Annotated in this window: 17 protein-coding genes; 5 read left to right on the top strand and 12 right to left on the bottom strand. The window is 35.8% G+C overall.

Annotation, left to right across the window (positions count from 1 at the left end; all coding sequences use genetic code 11):
- Positions 1–176: 176 nt before the first annotated feature.
- From AC5LW9_RS03020 to pgk, 11 genes are all read right to left on the bottom strand, one after another.
- Positions 177–1,091 carry a TPM domain-containing protein gene (locus AC5LW9_RS03020; protein ID WP_493456312.1) on the bottom strand — a complete coding sequence of 305 codons (915 nt, stop codon included), beginning with the start codon at positions 1,089–1,091 and terminating at the stop codon, positions 177–179.
- 5 nt (positions 1,092–1,096) lie between these two features.
- Complete coding sequence (locus tag AC5LW9_RS03015; protein ID WP_198236798.1) at positions 1,097–1,696, bottom strand: LemA family protein; 600 nt, start codon at positions 1,694–1,696, stop codon at positions 1,097–1,099.
- 431 nt (positions 1,697–2,127) lie between these two features.
- The gene (locus tag AC5LW9_RS03010; RefSeq protein WP_086308311.1) at positions 2,128–2,439 is read right to left on the bottom strand and encodes an antibiotic biosynthesis monooxygenase family protein; all 312 of its coding nucleotides are present in this window, start codon (positions 2,437–2,439) and stop codon (positions 2,128–2,130) included.
- Between the two features lie 83 nt (positions 2,440–2,522).
- Positions 2,523–6,743 carry a DNA-directed RNA polymerase subunit beta' gene (rpoC, locus tag AC5LW9_RS03005; RefSeq protein ID WP_086326415.1) on the bottom strand — a complete coding sequence of 1,407 codons (4,221 nt, stop codon included), beginning with the start codon at positions 6,741–6,743 and terminating at the stop codon, positions 2,523–2,525.
- A gap of 90 nt (positions 6,744–6,833) precedes the next feature.
- Positions 6,834–10,862, bottom strand: coding sequence for a DNA-directed RNA polymerase subunit beta (gene rpoB, locus AC5LW9_RS03000; protein WP_198228848.1), 4,029 nt, complete (start codon positions 10,860–10,862; stop codon positions 6,834–6,836).
- Positions 10,863–11,110: 248 nt separating this feature from the next.
- The gene (gene rplL / locus AC5LW9_RS02995; RefSeq protein WP_025316515.1) at positions 11,111–11,479 is read right to left on the bottom strand and encodes a 50S ribosomal protein L7/L12; all 369 of its coding nucleotides are present in this window, start codon (positions 11,477–11,479) and stop codon (positions 11,111–11,113) included.
- 61 nt (positions 11,480–11,540) lie between these two features.
- Positions 11,541–12,038, bottom strand: a complete 498-nt coding sequence (gene rplJ, locus AC5LW9_RS02990) for a 50S ribosomal protein L10 (protein ID WP_493456311.1) — start codon at positions 12,036–12,038, stop codon at positions 11,541–11,543.
- A gap of 230 nt (positions 12,039–12,268) precedes the next feature.
- Positions 12,269–12,970 (bottom strand): 50S ribosomal protein L1, encoded by a 702-nt coding sequence (gene rplA / locus AC5LW9_RS02985; protein WP_198228847.1) that lies wholly within the window; start codon positions 12,968–12,970, stop codon positions 12,269–12,271.
- 3 nt (positions 12,971–12,973) lie between these two features.
- A complete protein-coding gene (rplK, locus tag AC5LW9_RS02980; RefSeq protein WP_025316518.1) occupies positions 12,974–13,402 on the bottom strand; it encodes a 50S ribosomal protein L11 in 429 nt (142 codons plus the stop codon).
- A gap of 183 nt (positions 13,403–13,585) precedes the next feature.
- Positions 13,586–14,665, bottom strand: a complete 1,080-nt coding sequence (fbaA, locus tag AC5LW9_RS02975; protein WP_039127407.1) for a class II fructose-bisphosphate aldolase — start codon at positions 14,663–14,665, stop codon at positions 13,586–13,588.
- Between the two features lie 78 nt (positions 14,666–14,743).
- Positions 14,744–15,907 (bottom strand): phosphoglycerate kinase, encoded by a 1,164-nt coding sequence (pgk, locus tag AC5LW9_RS02970; RefSeq protein WP_025316520.1) that lies wholly within the window; start codon positions 15,905–15,907, stop codon positions 14,744–14,746.
- Positions 15,908–16,135: 228 nt separating this feature from the next.
- On the opposite strand from pgk, the gene rpsT reads away from it, so the two are divergent.
- From rpsT to dtd, 4 genes are all read left to right on the top strand, one after another.
- Positions 16,136–16,399: a 30S ribosomal protein S20 gene (gene rpsT / locus AC5LW9_RS02965; RefSeq protein WP_025316521.1), complete on the top strand. Its 264-nt coding sequence runs from the start codon at positions 16,136–16,138 to the stop codon at positions 16,397–16,399.
- 110 nt (positions 16,400–16,509) lie between these two features.
- Positions 16,510–17,124 carry an SPOR domain-containing protein gene (locus AC5LW9_RS02960; RefSeq protein WP_493456310.1) on the top strand — a complete coding sequence of 205 codons (615 nt, stop codon included), beginning with the start codon at positions 16,510–16,512 and terminating at the stop codon, positions 17,122–17,124.
- A 10-nt stretch (positions 17,125–17,134) separates the two neighbouring features.
- Positions 17,135–17,974 (top strand): virulence factor BrkB family protein, encoded by an 840-nt coding sequence (locus AC5LW9_RS02955; protein ID WP_493456309.1) that lies wholly within the window; start codon positions 17,135–17,137, stop codon positions 17,972–17,974.
- Between the two features lie 7 nt (positions 17,975–17,981).
- Positions 17,982–18,416, top strand: coding sequence for a D-aminoacyl-tRNA deacylase (gene dtd / locus AC5LW9_RS02950; protein WP_493456308.1), 435 nt, complete (start codon positions 17,982–17,984; stop codon positions 18,414–18,416).
- Positions 18,417–18,478: 62 nt separating this feature from the next.
- Here dtd and AC5LW9_RS02945 read toward each other — a convergent pair whose 3' ends face one another.
- The gene (locus AC5LW9_RS02945; RefSeq protein WP_493456307.1) at positions 18,479–19,840 is read right to left on the bottom strand and encodes a histidine-type phosphatase; all 1,362 of its coding nucleotides are present in this window, start codon (positions 19,838–19,840) and stop codon (positions 18,479–18,481) included.
- A 242-nt stretch (positions 19,841–20,082) separates the two neighbouring features.
- Between AC5LW9_RS02945 and dauA the strand changes: the two genes are divergently transcribed.
- Complete coding sequence (dauA, locus tag AC5LW9_RS02940; protein WP_493456306.1) at positions 20,083–21,756, top strand: C4-dicarboxylic acid transporter DauA; 1,674 nt, start codon at positions 20,083–20,085, stop codon at positions 21,754–21,756.
- Positions 21,757–21,826: the final 70 nt, after the last annotated feature.

The raw sequence follows: 21,826 nt of genomic DNA, 5'->3' as shown, positions 1-21,826 counted from the left end.
ATTTAGTTCATAACAAAAATATAATCGCTAAATTTGATTTTATATTAAATATCAAATTTACGTTAACTATTATTTATCCAAAAAATAGAATATAGGAAGGAAAAACTTGATTACTGTTAAAAACGAATAATAAGAATTAATTAAAAAATAAGGCAAATAAAACATCCCATTTATTATTACCAACCTCCGGATGCTCCACCACCGCCACTGCGTCCGCCACCTCCGCCACCAAAACCGCCGAATGAACCTCCACCAAAACCACCACCTTTACCACCACCGAAACCACCTCCTCGACCTCGACCACTGCTACTACTCATAGTTAAAATTCCACTTAAAATTGTACTAGCCACAAATGCTAAAAATATTAATGGCAAGACAATATGTAATGAATAACCATTGAACAAAGTAAAACTGCCAACGGATATCCCATTTAACAAACCAGTGCCTAAACTTCTGGTGGCTCTACGTTTAGTGGAACTAATCGAAAATAAGCTTGCAGCAGCAAAACATATAAAAAAGGATGCTAACCCATAGTTAAATAAATTAGCACCAAATTCACTAGCAAGTACCGTTTTGAGATCAGTATCATTATTAGTTTCTGGTACTTGTTGAGGATCATTCAATTTACTAATTAAAACTGAAAGCGCATCATGTATACCTTGATAATAGTTATTTTTCTTAAATTGTGGAGCTAATTGTTCACGAATAATATGGCTGGCAATTAAGTCAGTAATAGTTCCTTCAAACCCATAACCAACTTCAATTCGCATCAATTTATCATCTTTAACAATTAATAATAAAATGCCATTATCTTGCTCTTTTTTACCTATTTTCCACTGAATAAACACCCGATCGGCATACTGCTCAATCGTTTCATTATCGAGTTTATTAATCATCAATACAGCGATCTGTGCACCATCAGTTCTCGTCTTTTCAAAATCAATCAAGTTTGATTCTAAATCATCTATTTGCGAAGATTCTAAAGTATGTGATGTATCAATAACACGATGATCAAATGTTGGAATTTCAGTTAATGCATAGCTTACAATACTAAAAAACAGTAAACAAAAGATCAGATAATATTTTTTCATTATGCTTATTGCCCAAAATTGACAGATGGAGCATTAGATATCTGTTGTTCATTTTCAACAGTAAATTGTTGTTTTGGTTGTTGCCCTATTATGTCAGCAACCCATTTAGTCGGTAATTTGCGAATATAACTATTAAAACTCTGGACGGTTTGAATGTATCTTCCCCTCGCCACAGTAATACGATTTTCCGTACCTTCAAGTTGGCTCATTAAATCTTGATAAAGGGTATTAGCTTTAAGATCAGGATAGTTTTCACTCACTGCTATTAATCGGCTTAATGCAGAACTTAATTCAGATTGTGCTTGTTGGAATTTAGAAAATAAAGCAGGATCACTAAGTTGATCTGCATTAATTTGAATTGAACCGACTTTAGCTCTAGCATCGGTGACTTGAGTTAATACGTCTTTTTCATGAGAAGCATAACCTTTTACGGTATTGACTAAATTAGGAACCAAATCAGCTCGACGTTTATATTGATTAACAACTTCAGACCATGAAGCGGCTACAGCTTCATCTTGGTTTTGAATATTGTTATAGTCTTTAAAAAAGATAAAAGCCCCAATAATAAGTAATACAATAATAATTAATAAAGATTTTGATTTCATTGTAAGTCCCTATAAATAATTGAATTAATCGATAACTCAACAAATTATGAACAGTAAATAAAATAACCTATTTGAAAACTATATATCCCGCCGTTTTACTTAGTATTAAAACTTGCTTTTAAAACAACAAACAAATACAGCCTAGTATGGAAAAATAATAAGGATAGCGAAAAATTGTAAAGAAAAGACTTCAAGAAAAAGTAATTTTGCGTTAACTATTTAAGTAAATCGGATAATGTTATTTACTAACTAAATCTACATTACTTAACATAGTTTATAAATATTATATCTTTTTTTATCAAATTTGCGAAGTATAATCCTAATTACTTATAAAATATACATCGCAATATCATTTATTATTACTTACAAAATTTATTAACAAAAATTCAGATAAATTGGTTAACTTATTTTATCTTTTATAATTATTTTGATTATAGAATTGTTTCAAAACACTCTAATTGTGCTGGTTCAAAATAAATATCTTTATTATTTGATCGATTGTTAGTGTTACGATGGGTATGTTGAAAATATTCGGAATTAACCCAAGCGTCAAAATCTGCTTTAGATTCCCACTCAGTATACGATGAGAATAGCGTGTATTCTTCCTCACTTTTTCCACGTAATAAATAAAAACGATTAAATCCGTTCATGTCTTTTAAATGACTATCTCGGTTACGCCATATTTCAATAAATGTATCTTCACTCCCACATTTAATCTTAAAACGATTCATTACTATATACATCCAAATCTCCTTTTGTATTTCAAGTAGTTGACAAAAAAATAGCACGCATATGCGTGCTATTTATATTCTAGCCTTTTTACAGGCTATTGTTGTTGTTCTTCTGCTGAGTTAAGTAATTCAGCTAAGTTAGCTGTTGCTTCTTCTGCAGAAATTGTTGTTTGAATATCATCCGTCGATGGCATTGCTCGTTTACGCATACGCTCTTTATGGTAAGCATAACCTGTACCTGCTGGAATTAATCGACCAACAATTACGTTTTCTTTTAAACCACGTAATTCGTCATTTTTACCAGCAACTGCTGCTTCGGTTAATACGCGTGTTGTTTCTTGGAACGACGCTGCAGATATAAACGATTCAGTAGTTAGTGATGCTTTAGTAATACCAAGCAGATCATGTAAGTAAACAATAGGTTCTTTACCTTGCGCTTCAAGTTCACGGTTAATAATCTTCAAGCGTGAAACCTCAAGTTGTTCTCCATCAAGTAGACGAGAACTACCTGGATGAATAACCGTTGCTTTACGTAACATTTGACGAACGATGACTTCAATGTGTTTATCGTTGATTTTTACACCTTGTAAACGATAAACTTCTTGAACTTCGTTAACAATGTAACGTGTTACCGCATTTACACCACGTAGACGTAAAATATCGTGCGCCGATTCAGGACCATCCGAAATCACATCACCGCGACCAACTTGTTCCCCTTCAAATACGTTAAGCTGACGCCATTTAGGGATCATCTCTTCGTATGGTTCACTACCATCTAATGGTGTGATAATTAAGCGACGTTTACCTTTAGTTTCTTTACCGAATGAGATAATACCATCAATTTCAGCAAGTATAGCTGGTTCTTTCGGTTTACGAGCTTCAAACAAGTCAGCAACTCGTGGTAAACCACCTGTAATATCTTTGGTACCAACAGATGCCTGTGGAATACGAGCAAGTGTGTCACCAATATTGATTTCAGCACCATCTTCTAATTGAACTAAAGCTTTACCTGGTAAGAAGTATTGCGCAAGCATTTCTGTACCAGCGACATAAATATCATCGCCTTTAGCATCCACAATTTTGATTGCTGGACGCAAATCTTTACCTACACCAGTACGCTCAGCTACATCTAATATCGCGATAGATGATAAACCGGTTAACTCATCAGTTTGACGAGTAATGGTTTGACCATCAACCATATCAACAAAACGTACAAAACCTTTTGCTTCAGAGATAACTGGCATAGTATGCGGATCCCAGTTAGCAATCGTTTCACCAGCTTCAACCGCTGAACCATTACCTTTAGCTAGAATCGAACCGTAAGGAACTTTGTAGGTTTCTTTCATTCGACCTAATTCATCGATAATTGTTAATTCAGCATTACGTGAAGTAATTACTAATTTCTTATCTGGGTTAGTTACAAACTTCGCATTTGTTAATTTAATGCTACCCTTATTTTTAACTTGAACGCTTGATTCTGCTGCTGCTCGCGATGCAGCACCACCGATGTGGAATGTACGCATGGTTAACTGTGTACCCGGTTCACCGATTGACTGAGCCGCGATAACACCAATTGCTTCACCCTTGTTAACTAAGTGACCACGAGCTAGGTCACGACCATAACATTTTGCACACACACCGAAATCAGTATCACATGAAACCACAGAACGTACTTTCACGCTATCAACAGATTCAGCTTCTAACAAATCACAGTAGCTTTCATCAAGTAGTGTATTACGAGGAATTAAAATATCCGCGCTACCTGGTTTTAATACATCTTCAGCTGTTACACGACCTAGTACACGTTCACGTAGTGGCTCTTTAACATCACCACCCTCAATTACTGGTGTCATTACTACACCTTCTAACGTGCCACAATCATCTTCAATAACAACTAGGTCTTGAGCTACGTCAACTAAACGACGAGTTAAGTAACCTGAGTTCGCAGTTTTCAAGGCAGTATCAGCAAGACCTTTACGCGCACCATGGGTAGAAATAAAGTACTGAAGTACGTTTAATCCTTCACGGAAGTTTGCAGTAATTGGTGTTTCAATAATTGAACCATCTGGTTTTGCCATCAAACCACGCATACCCGCTAACTGACGAATCTGTGCTGCGGAACCACGAGCACCAGAGTCAGCCATCATATAGATACTATTGAAAGAAGATTGAACCTCTTCTTCACCATCACGGTTGATGACTTTTTCAGTTGATAAGTTATCCATCATTGCTTTAGCAACACGCTCATTAGCTGCGGCCCAGATATCGATAACTTTGTTATAACGTTCACCAGCAGTAACTAAACCTGATTGGAACTGTTCTTGAATTTCAGCAACTTCAATTTCAGCTTCGTTGATGATTTGTAATTTCTTCGCAGGAATTTCCATATCATCAATACCAACTGAAACACCAGAACGAGCTGCATAAGCAAAACCGGTATACATCACTTGGTCAGCTAAAATAACAGTTTCTTTCATACCTAATTGGCGATAACAAATATTTAAAATTCGTGAAATCGCTTTTTTACCGAGTGGTTGATTAATTACTGAGAAGCTCATACCTTTAGGCATAATTAACCACAAAATAGCACGACCAACAGTTGTATCTACAACTGATGTACTATCTTCCCACTCTCCAACACTATTACGCTGACTTTCAGTGATACGTACTTTCACTTTTGCATGTAATTCTACCAGCCCTAAGCGATACAGTTTTTCTGCCTCTTTAGGACCAGTTAATATCATGCCTTCGCCCTTAGCATTCACTTTATCACGAGTCATGTAATAAAGACCTAATACCACGTCCTGAGAAGGAACGATGATAGGTTCACCACTTGCCGGTGAAAGGATGTTGTTGGTTGACATCATCAACGCACGAGCTTCTAACTGTGCTTCTAGTGTTAAAGGAACATGAACAGCCATTTGGTCACCATCGAAGTCAGCATTGAATGCCGCACAAACTAATGGATGTAACTGAATCGCTTTACCTTCAATTAAGATAGGTTCAAATGCTTGAATACCTAATCTATGCAATGTAGGTGCACGGTTTAGTAATACTGGGTGTTCACGAATAACTTCATCTAAGATATCCCAAACAATTGCATCTTCACGCTCAACCATTTTCTTGGCTGCTTTAATGGTAGTGGCATAACCACGGCGTTCTAGTTTTCCGTAAATAAATGGTTTAAATAATTCAAGTGCCATTTTTTTCGGTAAACCACATTGATGTAAACGTAAGTATGGACCTACAGTAATTACTGAACGGCCTGAATAGTCAACACGTTTACCTAATAGGTTTTGACGGAAACGACCTTGCTTACCTTTAATCATATCAGCAAGTGATTTTAAAGGACGTTTGTTTGAACCTGTAATTGCACGACCACGACGACCATTATCTAATAATGCATCAACCGATTCTTGTAGCATACGTTTTTCGTTTCGTACGATAATATCTGGCGCAGCTAAATCTAATAAACGTTTTAAACGGTTATTACGGTTAATTACACGACGATAAAGATCATTTAAATCTGATGTTGCAAAACGTCCGCCATCAAGTGGTACTAGTGGGCGTAAATCAGGTGGCAATACTGGTAATACATTTAAAATCATCCATTCAGGTTTATTTTCTGATTGGATAAATGCTTCAATAATCTTAATACGTTTAGTTAATTTTTTACGTTTAGTTTCAGAATTTGTTGTTGCTAGTTCGTCACGTAGTGCTTCGCATTCAGCTTGCACATCAATATTACGTAACAATTCTTGGATAGCTTCTGCACCCATACGTGCATCGAATTCATCACCAAATTCTTCTAACGCATCTAAATATTGTTCTTCAGTTAAAATCTGACCACGTTCTAAGTTCGTCATGCCTCCATCAAGAACCATGAATGATTCAAAATAAAGCACACGTTCAATATCGCGCAGTGGCATATCAAGCAATAAACCAATACGAGATGGTAATGATTTTAAAAACCAGATATGAGCAGTTGGAGAAGCAAGCTCAATGTGCCCCATACGTTCACGACGCACTTTAGCTTGAGTGACTTCTACACCACATTTTTCACAGATCACACCACGGTGTTTTAAACGTTTATATTTTCCACATAAACATTCATAATCTTTCACAGGTCCAAAAATACGCGCACAAAACAATCCATCACGTTCAGGCTTGAACGTACGATAATTAATTGTTTCAGGTTTTTTGACTTCACCAAAAGACCATGAACGGATCATATCAGGAGAGGCAAGACCTATCTTGATAGCGTCAAAATCTTCAGTTTTAGTTTGTGCTTTTAGAAACTTTAGTAAGTCTTTCACAATTGACTCCTATGGAGTTAAATCAATTAGATAACTTATTATGACTAATAAGTTATCCCTATAAATAGAAATCATTTGAACTAGAGAAGATTACTCTTCGTCTAACTCTATATTAATACCTAACGAACGAATCTCTTTTAACAATACATTAAATGATTCTGGTATCGCAGGTTCCATACGATGATCACCATCTACAATATTTTTGTACATCTTAGTACGACCGTTCACGTCATCTGACTTAACAGTTAACATTTCTTGTAAGGTATAAGCTGCACCATATGCCTCTAGTGCCCATACTTCCATCTCACCGAAACGCTGACCACCGAATTGAGCTTTACCACCCAATGGTTGCTGAGTAACCAGACTGTATGAACCTGTAGAACGAGCATGCATTTTGTCATCAACCAAGTGGTTCAATTTGAGCATATACATGTAACCAACAGTTACAGGACGTTCAAATTGTTCACCTGTACGACCATCATACAACGTAATTTGTCCAGAAGTTGGTAGATCACCAAGTTCAAGTAATGCCTTAATTTCTTGCTCTTTAGCACCATCAAAGACAGGTGTAGCAAGTGGCATACCATTACGTAAATTCTGTGCCAGTGTCATGACTTCTTGATCAGTAAATTCAGCAACATTAACTTTTTGTGCTGCACCTAAACCAAGGTCATACGCTTTTTGGATAAATTCGCGTAATTTAGCTAATTCTTGCTGTTCTTTCAGCATAGTATCAATCTTCTGACCTATACCTTTAGCCGCCATACCTAAGTGAGTTTCTAGAATCTGCCCGATATTCATACGTGATGGAACCCCCAGTGGGTTTAATACGATATCAACCGGACGGCCTTTGTCATCATATGGCATATCTTCAATTGGGTTAATTTTAGAGATAACCCCTTTGTTACCATGACGACCAGCCATTTTATCCCCAGGCTGGATTTGACGTTTAACAGCTAAATAAACTTTAACAATTTTTAACACACCAGGTTGTAAATCATCACCTTGGGTGATCTTCATGCGTTTAGCTTCAAGTTTTTTGTTAAATTCAGCTTTGATTTCTTCGTGCTGTTCTGCAAGTTGCTCTAATTGAGCTTGTTTATCTTCGTTCGCAATACCGATTGTTAACCATTTTTCACGTGGTAAAGCATCTAATTTGTCAGCTTTAATTCCACCAGCAATTAACACATCACGAATACGAGCAAACAAAGCAGCTTCTAAAATGTTAAGTTCTTCAGTTAAATCTTTACGTGCTTGTTTTAATTGCATGTCTTCAATTTCAAGTGCACGTTTATCTTTTTGTACACCATCACGCGTAAAGACTTGAACATCAATTACTGTACCAGAAACACCATTTGGCACACGTAAAGAAGTATCTTTAACATCAGACGCTTTCTCACCAAAAATCGCACGCAGTAGTTTTTCTTCTGGGGTTAATTGAGTTTCACCTTTTGGTGTCACTTTACCAACCAGAATATCACCGCCTTTAACTTCAGCTCCGATATAAACAATACCTGATTCATCAAGTTTAGAAAGTGCAGCTTCACCTACATTTGGAATGTCGGCTGTGATTTCTTCAGCACCTAATTTAGTATCTCGTGAGATACAAGATAGTTCTTGAATATGAATCGAAGTAAAGCGGTCATCTTGTACAACTTTTTCAGAAACTAAAATTGAATCCTCAAAGTTATAACCATTCCATGGCATGAAAGCCACGCGCATGTTTTGACCTAATGCTAATTCACCTAAATCAGTTGATGGACCGTCAGCAAGAACATCGCCTCGTTCAACTTTTTCACCTAATTTCACACATGGAATTTGATTGATACAAGTATTTTGGTTAGAACGGGTATATTTAGTTAAGTTATAAATATCAATACCTGTTTCACCTGCGTACATTTCATCATCATTAACGTTAATTACAATGCGTGATGCATCAACATATTGAACAGTACCACCACGACGAGCTACTGCAGTTACACCTGAGTCAACTGCTACAGCCCTTTCCATACCAGTTCCAACAAATGGTTTTTCCGCTTTTAATGTCGGTACTGCTTGACGTTGCATGTTCGCACCCATTAGGGCACGGTTCGCATCATCATGCTCTAAGAATGGAATTAATGAAGCACCAACCGATACGATTTGCTGAGTTGATACGTCCATATAGTGAACTTGTTCAGGACTATATAAACCTGACTCACCATTTAAACGACAAGTAACTAAGTCTTCTTTAAAGCGTCCGTCTTCATCAAGGTTTGAGTTAGCCTGAGCAATAACAAATTCGCTTTCATCAATCGCTGATAAATAATTAATTTCATCAGTTACAATACCATCGATAACTCGACGATATGGCGTTTCTAAGAAACCATACTCATTAGTACGAGAATAAACTGCTAATGAGTTAATCAAACCAATGTTCGGACCTTCAGGTGTCTCAATCGGACATACACGACCATAATGAGTAGGATGTACGTCACGCACTTCAAATCCTGCTCGTTCACGAGTTAAACCACCAGGACCTAATGCTGAAATACGACGTTTGTGAGTAATTTCAGATAATGGATTGTTTTGATCCATAAACTGAGATAATTGGCTAGAACCAAAGAACTCACGGATTGCAGCTGAAATCGGTTTAGCATTGATCATATCTTGTGGCATCAGTGAATCTAAATCACCTAAAGATAAACGTTCTTTAACAGCTCGCTCTACACGAACTAAACCAATACGGAATTGGTTTTCTGCCATTTCACCAACGCTACGAATACGACGATTACCTAAATGGTCAATATCATCAACTTCACCATGACCATTACGAATGCTGATTAATTTCTTCATTACGTCAACGATATCATCTTTTGTTAAGACGCTTTCGCCTTCGATATCTTCACGACCTAAAGAACGATTAAATTTCATTCGACCAACAGCGGACAAATCATAACGCTCGTCAGAGAAGAATAAATTATCAAATAACGCTTCAGCAGCCTCTTTTGTTGGTGGTTCACCAGGGCGCATCATACGATAAATTTCAACTAATGCACCTAATCGATCACGGGTTGAATCAACATTTAGAGTTTCAGAAATAAATGGACCATGATCAAGATCATTAGTAAATAATGTTTCTATTTTTCTATGGCCCGCATTAGTTAATTCAAGCAATAGCTCTAATGAAATTGGTGTATTTGCAAAAGCAATAACTTCGCCTGTCGCTTCATTGACATAATTTTTAGCTAACACTTTATTAACTATATATTCAACAGGTACATCAATTTTAGTAACGTTATCTTTATCTAATTCACGGATGTGGCGAGCCGTAATACGACGACCTTTTTCAGCATAAACTTTGCCTTTTGATTCGATATCAAAAAGAGCTGTTTCGCCACGTAAACGTTCTGGAACAAGATCCATTTTCAGTTTGGATTTGCCCACTTCAAAAATAGTTTTCTCGAAGAAAATATCTAAAATTTCTTCTGTTTCATAACCTAAAGCACGTAAAATAATTGTTGCTGGAAGTTTACGACGACGGTCAATACGGGCAAAAAGATTATCTTTTGGATCAAATTCAAAATCAAGCCAAGAGCCACGATAAGGAATAATCCGAGCATTATATAAAACTTTACCAGAAGAGTGTGTTTTACCTTTATCACTATCAAAGAACACACCTGGACTACGATGTAATTGTGATACGATTACACGTTCAGTACCGTTGATCACAAACGTACCATTGTCCGTCATTAAAGGGATTTCGCCCATGTAGACGTCTTGCTCTTTAATATCTTTTACTGTTCCTTCTGGCGCATCTTTATCATAAATAACTAAACGTAATTTTACGCGCAACGGTGCTGAGTAAGTGATCCCCCTAATTTGACATTCTTTAACATCAAACACAGGTTCGCCCATTTTAAAGCTCACGTATTGTAACTCAGCGTTACCACTATAACTTTTTATCGGAAATATTGAACGAAATGCGGCTTCTAAGCCATATTGACCTTCTGGATCTTGTTCAATAAATTTCTGGAACGAATCAAGTTGAATAGAAAGAAGATACGGTATATCCAAGACTTGTGGACGCTTACCAAAATTCTTACGAATTCGTTTTTTCTCGGTATAAGAGTAAACCATTAGTTCCTCAACTTGCTTATCTGCTATTTTAGCATGATTAAATATTCATCAGGGGGTACTACCTTCAAATAATAACGCCTGACACCTCATCGAAAATATCTTTAAATATCAATTGATTAGGCTTAGTAAATATACTATTTCTTTATTACTTTTTATTGATAATCTTCAAATAAAATTCTTTGACTTTTTACAGCGCAAAAAGGCTGGAGGTAAAAAACCCCCAGCCATTTAGGTTGCTATCGATAAACTTATTTAAGTTCGACAACTGCACCAGATTCTTCAAGTGCCTTTTTAAGTTCATCTGCATCAGCTTTGCTAACGCCTTCTTTAACTGTTGCTGGAGCTGATTCAACAAGATCTTTAGCTTCTTTCAAGCCTAAACCTGTTGCACCACGAACTGCTTTGATAACAGCTACTTTGTTCGCACCAACTTCTTTTAAGATTACATCAAATTCAGTTTTTTCTTCTGCTGCTTCAGCTGGACCAGCTGCTGCAACTGCTACAGCTGCTGCTGCAGAAACGCCAAATTTTTCTTCCATCATTGATACAAGTTCAACAACGTCCATTACAGACATTTCGGCAACTGCATCTAAAATTTGTTCTTTAGTGATAGACATAATATAGTTTCCCAAATTTACAATTTTTATTAATTAATAACGTTCACAATCATACTGCCAATTAAGCAGCTTCTCTTTGATCACGAACTGCTGCAAGAGTACGAACCAATTTGCCAGCTGCGGCTTCTTTCATGGTTGACATCAAGCGTGCTAATGCTTCTTCATAAGTAGGTAATGTTGCTAAGCGATCAATATTCGCTGCAGTAATCAACTCACCTTCAAAGGCTGCGGCTTTAATCTCAAATTTATCATTTTCTTTAGCAAACGCTTTAAAAATACGCGCTGCAGCACCTGGGTGCTCATTTGAAAATGCAATTAGAGTTGGACCAACAAACGTATCTTTTAAACACTCGTATTGAGTTCCCTCAACAACACGGCGTAATAGCGTATTACGAACAACACGCATATAAACACCAGCTTCACGAGCAGACTTACGTAATGCAGTCATTTTTTCTACAGTTACGCCACGAGAATCAGCAACAACTGCAGAAAGCGCACCTTTGGCGATTTCGTTAACTTCAGCAACAATTTCTTGTTTATTTTGAAGATTTAGTGCCATTGGTATTGCTCCTGGATTAAACTAGGCAAAGCCTAGACTGATTTTAACTAGCTACACATGTAGCTAGCATAACCACGATGAGCAGAATCCCTCTATTATATCTATCAGGTTCTGTCACCGTCTACGTAGGAAAATTAAGTAGTTAAACTTCAACTACACCTACGGTCTTGGACGGGGTCTGGTTAAGGCCAGACACCAACCGATTCTTATTGTTTAATCAACAAAAGTAATTAAACACTTGCATTTAATGTTGCTTGATCAATAGCAACACCAGCACCCATTGTGGTAGAAAGGCTAACTTTCTTCACAAATACACCTTTAGAAGAGGCTGGTTTTGCACGTTTTAACGCAACAAGTAATGCTTCTAAATTCTCTTTAAGTTTCGCTGCATCAAAATCAGCTTTACCGATAGTGGTATGGATAATACCATTTTTATCATTACGGTAACGGATCTGACCAGCTTTAGCATTTTTAACTGCTTCTGCAACATTAGGCGTTACAGTACCAACTTTAGGATTTGGCATTAAACCACGTGGTCCTAAAATTTGACCTAATTGACCAACAACACGCATAGCGTCTGGTGATGCAATAACAACATCAAAATCCATTTCGCCTTTTTTGATTTGATCAGCTAGATCATCCATACCGACTAGTTCCGCGCCAGCTTCTTTAGCTGCTTCTGCATTTGCACCTTGAGTAAATACAGCAACGCGAACACTACGACCAGTACCATGTGGAAGTACAATTGCTCCACGCACATTTTGATCTGATTTACGTGAATCAATACCTAAATTAACAGCAACATCAACACTTTCTGTAAATTTAGCAGTTGCGAATTCTTTTAATAAAGCAATAGCTTCATTAATTTCATATTGTTTAGTCGCATTCACTTTTTCGCGGATAAGTTTAGCTTTCTTAGATAATTTAGCCATTGATTAACCCTCCACTTCCAAGCCCATTGAACGAGCCGTTCCTTCAATAGAACGCATCATTGTTTCAATGGTAGCGCCATTCATATCTGCAGCTTTTAATTCAGCAATTTCGCGAATCTGAGCACTTGTAATTTTACCTACTTTTTTCTTGTTAGGTTCGCCAGAACCAGACTTGATTTTAGCAGCTTTCTTTAATAAAACCGCAGCAGGAGGAGTTTTAGTTACAAATGTAAATGAACGGTCAGAATATACTGTAATAACAACAGGAATAGGTAAACCTTTTTCCATGCTTTCTGTTTTTGCATTAAATGCTTTACAGAATTCCATAATGTTAACACCATGTTGACCTAGTGCAGGACCAACTGGCGGACTAGGATTCGCTGCACCAGCCGCAACTTGCAACTTGATGTAAGCTTGTACTTTTTTTGCCATTTTTGATTTTCCTTTTCTCGGGTGCAAACGCCTCTATTAATAACAGCTATTAATAAATAGACAGCTCCCCTAAGTTAAATGAGGGCAGAATTATCCTACAACTTTATACAAAAAGCAAGATTTATTTAAAACAGGATAAAAATGAAAAGCAGAACCAAAGATTCTGCTTTTTTTGCCTTCAAATTATAGAACGTTAATTGCGTTAAGTTCTTTAAATGCGAGTTCTAAACGTGCAACTAAAGAATCTTGACCTTTACGTAACCATACACGAGGATCGTAATATTTTTTATTTGGTGCATCAGGACCTTCAGGATTACCTAATTGTCCTTGTAAATAAGCTTCATTCGCTTTGTAATAATCTAAAACACCAGCCCAGTTAGCCCACTGTGTATCAGTATCAATATTCATTTTGATAACACCATAGCTTACTGCTTCTGCAATTTCTTCTGGTGTAGAGCCAGAACCACCATGGAACACGAAGTTCAATGATTTTTCAGGTAAATTAAATTTTTCTGATACATATTTTTGTGAGTTATCTAGAATTTTTGGCGTCAACTTAACGTTACCTGGTTTATAAACACCATGCACATTACCAAATGATGCAGCAATAGTGAAACGAGGGCTAATCGCGCTCAAACGTTCATAAGCATAAGCAACATCTTCTGGTTGTGTATAAAGTGCTGAACTATCCATATGGCTATTATCAACACCATCTTCTTCACCACCAGTACAACCTAATTCTAATTCTAATGTCATTTTCATTGCCGACATACGAGCAAGATATTGACAACAAATATCAATGTTATCTTTTAATGTTTCTTCTGAAAGATCGATCATATGAGAAGAAAACAATGGTTTACCTGTTTTAGCAAAATGAGTTTCGCCAGCATCAAGTAATCCATCAACCCAAGGCAATAATTTTTTCGCACAATGGTCGGTATGTACAATAACTGGTACGCCATATTTTTCTGCCATAAGATGAACATGTTTAGCGCCAGATACCGCACCTAACACAGCACACTCTTGCCCTTCAAGTTTTAAACCTTTACCTGCAATAAATTGTGCACCACCATTAGAAAATTGAACAATAACAGGAGAACCTACTTTAGCTGCCGTTTCAATAACTGCATTAATTGTATTTGTATCAACACAGTTTACCGCTGGTAGGGCAAAATTATTTTCACGTGCAATTTGGAACACCTTTTGAACATCATCACCAGTTACCACACCAGGTTTAACGACATCAGAAATTTTTGTAACCATTTTATTACCTATAAATTTATTAATATAAAAAGTAGTAAGGATGAGTAATTAGCTCATCCTTACTTTTAAACTAAAATGTTATGCTTTTGCTCTTTCTTCTAACATTGCAACAGCTGGAAGTTTTTTACCTTCAACAAATTCAAGGAAAGCACCACCACCAGTTGAAATATAAGAGATTTTATCTTCAATACCAAATAAATCAATTGCAGCTAATGTATCTCCACCACCGGCAATTGAAAAACCTTGGCTATCAGCAATTGCTTTAGCAACAATTTCAGTACCACGACGGAAATTAGGGAATTCAAATACACCTACAGGACCATTCCACAGTATAGTTTTTGCATTCTTAATAATATTTGCTAATACTTCTGCTGATTTATCGCCTAAATCAAGAATTTGCTCATTTTCTTTAACATCTTTTACTGATTTTTCAGTTGCCGTAGCTGTTTCACTAAATTCAGTGGCAACGCGTACATCAGTAGGCACAGGAATTTCACAGTTAGCCATTAGTTTTTTAGCTTCTGGAATTAAATCGGCTTCATAAAGTGATTTACCAACATTATAACCTTCTGCTGCAATGAAAGTATTAGCAATACCACCACCAACAATAATTTGGTCAGCAATTTTTGAAAGTGAATCAAGAACAGTTAACTTAGTTGATACTTTAGAACCAGCAACAATCGCAACCATTGGTCTTGCTGGATTATCAAGCGCTTTACCTAATGCATCTAATTCAGCCGCTAATAATGGACCTGCACAAGCAACAGGAGCAAATTTACCAGCACCATGAGTTGAAGCTTGCGCACGGTGAGCAGTACCAAAAGCATCCATTACATAGATGTCGCAAAGTGCAGCGTATTTTTTAGATAAAGTTTCATCATCTTTACCTTCACCAACATTGAAACGCACATTTTCAAGAACAACTAATTCACCCTCTTTAACATCCACACCATCAAGGTAATCTTTTACTAAACGAACAGGGAAAGATACATGTTCTTTCAAGTAATCAACAACGGGTTGTAATGAAAATTCAGGATTATACTCCCCTTCCGTTGGGCGACCAATATGAGAAGTAACCATTACTTTAGCACCTTTCTTGATCGCTTCTTCAATAGTCGGTAGTGATGCTTTAATTCGCGCATCAGAGGTTACTTTACCATTTTTAACTGGCACATTAAGATCTGAACGAATAAATAAACGTTTTCCTTTTAGATCAAGATCTTGCATTCTAATAATAGACATGTGACTTCCTCTTATAAATATCAATATAATAAAATTATGACTATTCTAACATAAAATTTTCTTTTAGGTTACAACCATTATTGTTCACATACTGAACATCTGATAGAAATAAAAAATTTGTTATCAAGGTAAAAAATTTTATATAACAGCATTGACAATAGAGAGAAAATCAGGCATATTTTGCCGCCTTATTAATATGTAATTTTTATCTAAACTTGGGAGTTGACTTTGGCTAATATCAAATCAGCTAAGAAACGTGCGGTTCAATCCGAAAAACGCCGTAAACATAATGCTAGTAACCGTTCAATGATGCGTACTTATATTAAAAAAGTTTACGCAGCTGTTGCAGCTGGTGATAAACAAACAGCTGAAGTGGCATTCAAAGACATGCAGGCAGTTGTTGATCGTCAAGCGGCTCGTGGCTTAATCCACAAAAACAAAGCTGCACGTCATAAAGCGAATTTAATTAAGCAGATTAAAGCATTGGCTTAATGCTGTTATCTATTAACTATTATAGTTAGAAAGAATAATAAAAAGTGGTGTAAGCCACTTTTTTTATTTGTATACTAATCCGTTATTCGATATTAATAAGAGAGTATATTGTGGTTCAGCGTGATTATGTAAGAAAAAAGAGCCGATCAAAAAAAAATAATTCACGAAATAAGCCTAATTTAATGATATTTTTGGCCATTATTATCATTATTCTATTTTCTACTATTCTCTATTACGTTGCGAATAACAAACCAACTCAACCAGTTAAACCCCCAAAAGTAAAAACCCAACCTCCGGCAATAACATTACCAGAACGACCGCAAGAACGTTGGACTTATCTTAAAGAACTTGAAACTCCAAATGCTAGTTATGATTCAAGAGCAAGTGAACGGCAACAAATTTTAGATAGCTTTGTCAATAACTCACGTCCTGTCACGCCGCCGACTAAAAATAATAGTATGACCAAACAAGAAACCACTTCATCTATAACTACGCAAAATGTTGGTACTGCAAATAAATGGATATTGAAATGCGGAGCATTCAAAGATAAAGCTAACGCCGAAACCCTTAAAGCAAGAATTGCAATGATTGGCATCAGTGGTAGTATATCTTCTGGTCAATTATATCGAGTCACTGCAGGACAATATACTAATAAAAATGAGGCAGATAAGGCATTAAACTCATTAAAAAATAATGGGATTAATGATTGTATTATTTCTAACTAAAAAGAAAAATATGAAATCATTCAAAAAGATACAGTTGTTTACTAAAATGTTATGGTTGCGTATAAATCAAGACCGTTTAACAACATCTGCTGCTGGGTTAGCTTATACAACAATCCTTGCTTTAGTGCCACTTATTACTGTTATATTTTCTCTACTCTCTGCTTTTCCTATGTTTGATGAGGTCAGTTTTTCATTAAAAAAAATAATTTATAACAACTTGGTTCCAACGGCTAGTGACACTATCGAGAATTATTTAGAACAATTTATTGGCAATACTAAAAAAATGACCTTTATGGGGGTAATCGGTTTAATTGTTACATCGCTTCTATTAATTAATTCAATTAATACTGCGCTAAATCACATATGGAAAACCAAGCGTAAGCGATCATTCATGTACAATCTAACGATGTATTGGACCATATTAACTTTAGGCCCTATTTTAGCTGGTTCAAGTGTTGCAATAAGTTCTTATGTGTTTTCACTAAAATGGCTTTCTACTGCGACCACAGGTAACTTTCTATTCAGTTCTTTACCATTTTTTATATCTGTAGCTGGTTTCTGGTTGCTTTATAGTATTATTCCTACTGAATCAGTACCTTTTAAAGAATCCATAGTTGGAGCCATTGTCGCAGCAATATTATTTGAATTAGGAAAACGAGCATTTGCGCTGTATATAACTTCTTTCCCAACTTATCAACTTATTTATGGAGTTGTATCATCAATTCCCATTATGTTAGTTTGGATCTATTTTTCTTGGTGCATTGTTTTGTTTGGCGCTGAGTTTGCAGCAACTTTAACGGACTTTAATCGCAAAAAGCACGCAGTTGAAAATCAATCATTACCAGAGTAATTATTTTATGATCGCCTTAATCCAACGTGTTAAACAAGCTAGTGTTACTGTTGATAATCAAGTTATTGGACAGATTAATCATGGATTACTAGTATTATTAGGTGTAGAACAAGAAGATAATGAGCAAAAAGCAATACGCTTATGTGAAAAAGTTCTAGGGTACCGAATATTTAGTGATAATGAAGGCAAAATGAATTTAAATGTTAGCCAAACTAATGGTGAACTATTAGTTGTTTCTCAATTTACACTAGCAGCCGATACACAAAAGGGTATGCGCCCTAGTTTTACTAAAGGTGCAAAACCGGATGAAGCCAATAAACTATATCAATTTTTTGTTGAACAATGTAAAAAGAAAATTAATACACAAACAGGACAATTTGCAGCTGACATGCAGGTTTCTTTGATAAATGATGGACCAATAACATTCTGGCTACAAGTCTAATCATAATCGCAATTATAAATATTATGCCCTGATATAAGGACATAATATTTATAGTTGTTAATTTATTTTAGATTTTTTAACATCTCTATTGCTGACTGGTTCTCATCTAAACCTAATTTATTCAGTTTATTAACATAAAATTGTTTTACATCATTCCATCGATAATAAGGGTAACTATCTGTTTTAATAGGTAAATGTACCTCTCGCTCATTTAGTAATACTTTAATTAAAATCGGCTGATGAGTTTGCTTGCTTTTATAAAAAATCCATTGAATGTTCGCCCCCATAGGGATAATTTTATCTGCTCGCCATATAGTAGGATAATTAAACAGTGTTTTAGTAACATTAGCAGAGCCTTCAATTTCGAGTAAAGTGGCTAATGGCGAAACCGTTTCAGCATGCGTAAAGCGCAAATTAGCATCCACATTATTATCAACTATTGCCTTATCAGCAGAGTGAATCATATCCCATAATAACGGTGCAGCAATTTTAATTTGAATACCTGTAGCATCAAAGGCAGGACCTATCTGCAAATAATTTTTTGCAGTAACAACTGTATTAAGCCATATCTTTTGTTCTGCTGAAAAATAACGACCTAAATCAAGATGATTGTCCGTTAAAACTTGTGGCGAAAAAGCCTGCAATTCTTGATACAATTGGTATACTGCAATAATAAAATCCGATGTTTTTACTGATGTATCCTCAGATTCATCCAATCCTTTTTTTAACTTAATTAAAAAAGATTTTTTAAAAATGCCTTTGGCAACTTGTTTACTCATCTGTTTAGTTTGAGAAGCATACTCAATAGATTTCACGGCATCTTTCACTGCTTTACTTTTTTTATATTCACTATAAGCAGGAGAATACTCAAAAAAGCGCAATAATGTTTGTTCATTGTCTGGTTGTTGAGCCACATGAATATTAGGGTATTTAGCTTTAAAAGAATCAATAAAAATTTCTGCTGTTTCTTTTGCTCTTGGAGAACTGCTTGAAATAACTTCAATTTCTTGTCCTTTAAATACTGTTGGATTATTTTCCAGCATTCGGTTACTTATCAAACTAATGTCTTTGCGACCCAGATTGGTAAGCTGACCATAGTGGTTCTGATTTAATTGCTTAAGGATAGTAACTTGCCTAAGAAGATCTTTTCCTGAATCAGTCAATTGGTGTTGACTGTCAGCCAATGATAGAATGTGATAAGCAAGATCTTCATGCTTTGATTTACTTATATACCGCGAACCATGGCGCCCAATATGATCAATATAAAAAGCTTGATAGTCTGTTGGAGCAGAAGTAAGAGTTTGGTTAGAATTGTATTGGTAAGCTGTTTTGGAACCAGCAATCACATTGGTTTGAGCAAAACTTAATGAAGTAAAAGTAAATAGAAAAACAGTCAATAAGTTACGCGAACCGAGCATAATCATATTTTTATCTCCATTTAAATACTAATATAAACGCAATTAGGATTAAGATGAAAAAGTAGTCAATAGATGCCACAAAAATCAATATTCTTTTCGTATATTAACACAGCCGCTTCTCTAAACTTGATTTATAGTAAAATTTTACAAAAAGAAGATGATTATTTTCATAACGCTCTTTTATTTTTTGTAAAAAAGATTATCTTATTAATCATTCAAGATAACTTGCATTTAATTAATCAAAAATAATGAAATTATATGGCCTTTCTGGCACCAAAATTAGCTGTGCATTTATTTCAGCATGTATAACTACCCCTTATAACACAACGCGCTTTATCAAAGATTTAATAGCGGGGATAACCGTTGGTATTATCGCTATACCACTAGCAATGGCTCTTGCAATTGCCAGTGGCGTTCCACCACAACATGGGCTTTATACCGCAATTATAGCCGGTTTTGTTATTGCTCTAACGGGAGGATCTCGTTTTAGTGTTTCTGGACCTACCGCCGCATTTGTCGTTATCTTATATCCAGTATCATTACAATATGGTTTATCTGGATTATTAATTGCAACATTATTATCGGGCGTTTTTCTAATATTGATGGGCATGATTCGATTAGGAAGATTAATTGAATATATTCCATTACCTGTAGTATTAGGTTTTACCTCAGGGATTGCTATTACCATCGCTACTATGCAAATCAAAGATTTTTTTGGTTTGACTCTTGAACATATGCCTGAAAGTTATATAAGCAAAGTTATTGAATTAGCTAAGACTTTACCATCCATTAATATTGCAGACACAATTGTCGGAATGGTAACGCTAATTGTATTAATTGTATGGCCAAAATTTCGAGTGAAGATATCTGGTCACTTACCAGCATTAGTTGCAGGTATTATTGTCATGTTTATATTTAATCAATTCGGCTATCAGATTGAAACCATAGGCTCACGATTTACCTATACACTTGCTGATAATACTATTGGTCATGGTATTCCTTCGGTACTACCTGAATTTATATTACCTTGGGAAAATACTGAATTTAATTGGGATTGGACAACACTTTCTGCTTTACTTCCGATTTCATTGACTATGGCAATGTTATGCGCTATTGAATCACTGCTTTGTGCTGTAGTGTTAGATGAGATGACCCACACAAAACATCACTCAAACAGTGAGCTTATAGGTCAAGGTTTAGGCAATATTATTGCACCGTTTTTTGGTGGTATTTCGGCTACCGCCGCTATCGCACGCTCAGCTGCGAATGTTAAAGCAGGTGCTACATCACCTATTGCAGCAGTATTACATTCATTAGTAGTATTACTTGCTCTTATTTGCTTTGCACCACTTTTATCTTATATTCCACTATCAGCAATGGCCGCTCTGCTATTAATAGTGGCTTGGAATATGAGTGCCGTGCAACGAGTGATATATATCATCAAATGCGCACCTAAAGATGATATTTTAATTATGTTAATCTGTATGTCACTTACCGTATTATTTGATATGGTTATAGCAATTACACTTGGCATAGTATTGGCTTCCATATTATTTATGCGCCGTATTGCTCGAATGACCCGCTTAGTTGAGTTAAATCGAAGTGATGATAAAACCTTAGTTTTACGTGTTAATGGCCCACTGTTTTTTGCTGCGGCAGAAAAAACTTTTGTTGAGCTTTATAAAAAAATTAACGGATATGAGCATATTATATTACAATGGGATGCCGTACCAATTCTGGACGCTGGTGGACTTAATGCCTTAATACATTTTATTGATGAATTGCCAGAACATGTTGATTTATCAATTTGTGAATTGCAATTTCAGCCATTAAAAACATTAGCTCGCGCCAAAATTGTACCTATCCCCAATAAACTAATGTTCTTCTCAACATTAGATGAAGCATTGAAAGATAAAGAGTAGTTTCATCGTAGTTTTTAAGTTATTCAATAAGTAAGTAGTAAGATCTGTGGTACACCTAAAGAATACCACA

The sequence above is a fragment of the Gilliamella sp. LMG 34360 genome (genome assembly GCF_984568995.1).
Note: the sequence above shows the minus strand (reverse complement) of the source record. Positions and strands in the feature narration are given on the sequence as shown.

Coding starts and splice junctions, on each gene's coding strand:
- dtd (WP_493456308.1), top strand. CDS start 17,982: ATGATCGCCTTAATCCAACGTGTTAAACAAGCTAGTGTTACTGTTGAT.
- AC5LW9_RS03015 (WP_198236798.1), bottom strand. CDS start 1,696: ATGAAATCAAAATCTTTATTAATTATTATTGTATTACTTATTATTGGG.
- rpoB (WP_198228848.1), bottom strand. CDS start 10,862: ATGGTTTACTCTTATACCGAGAAAAAACGAATTCGTAAGAATTTTGGT.
- AC5LW9_RS03010 (WP_086308311.1), bottom strand. CDS start 2,439: ATGTATATAGTAATGAATCGTTTTAAGATTAAATGTGGGAGTGAAGAT.
- fbaA (WP_039127407.1), bottom strand. CDS start 14,665: ATGGTTACAAAAATTTCTGATGTCGTTAAACCTGGTGTGGTAACTGGT.
- rplJ (WP_493456311.1), bottom strand. CDS start 12,038: ATGGCACTAAATCTTCAAAATAAACAAGAAATTGTTGCTGAAGTTAAC.
- pgk (WP_025316520.1), bottom strand. CDS start 15,907: ATGTCTATTATTAGAATGCAAGATCTTGATCTAAAAGGAAAACGTTTA.
- rplL (WP_025316515.1), bottom strand. CDS start 11,479: ATGTCTATCACTAAAGAACAAATTTTAGATGCAGTTGCCGAAATGTCT.
- AC5LW9_RS03020 (WP_493456312.1), bottom strand. CDS start 1,091: ATGAAAAAATATTATCTGATCTTTTGTTTACTGTTTTTTAGTATTGTA.
- rplK (WP_025316518.1), bottom strand. CDS start 13,402: ATGGCAAAAAAAGTACAAGCTTACATCAAGTTGCAAGTTGCGGCTGGT.
- AC5LW9_RS02945 (WP_493456307.1), bottom strand. CDS start 19,840: ATGATTATGCTCGGTTCGCGTAACTTATTGACTGTTTTTCTATTTACT.
- rplA (WP_198228847.1), bottom strand. CDS start 12,970: ATGGCTAAATTATCTAAGAAAGCTAAACTTATCCGCGAAAAAGTGAAT.
- AC5LW9_RS02955 (WP_493456309.1), top strand. CDS start 17,135: ATGAAATCATTCAAAAAGATACAGTTGTTTACTAAAATGTTATGGTTG.
- dauA (WP_493456306.1), top strand. CDS start 20,083: ATGAAATTATATGGCCTTTCTGGCACCAAAATTAGCTGTGCATTTATT.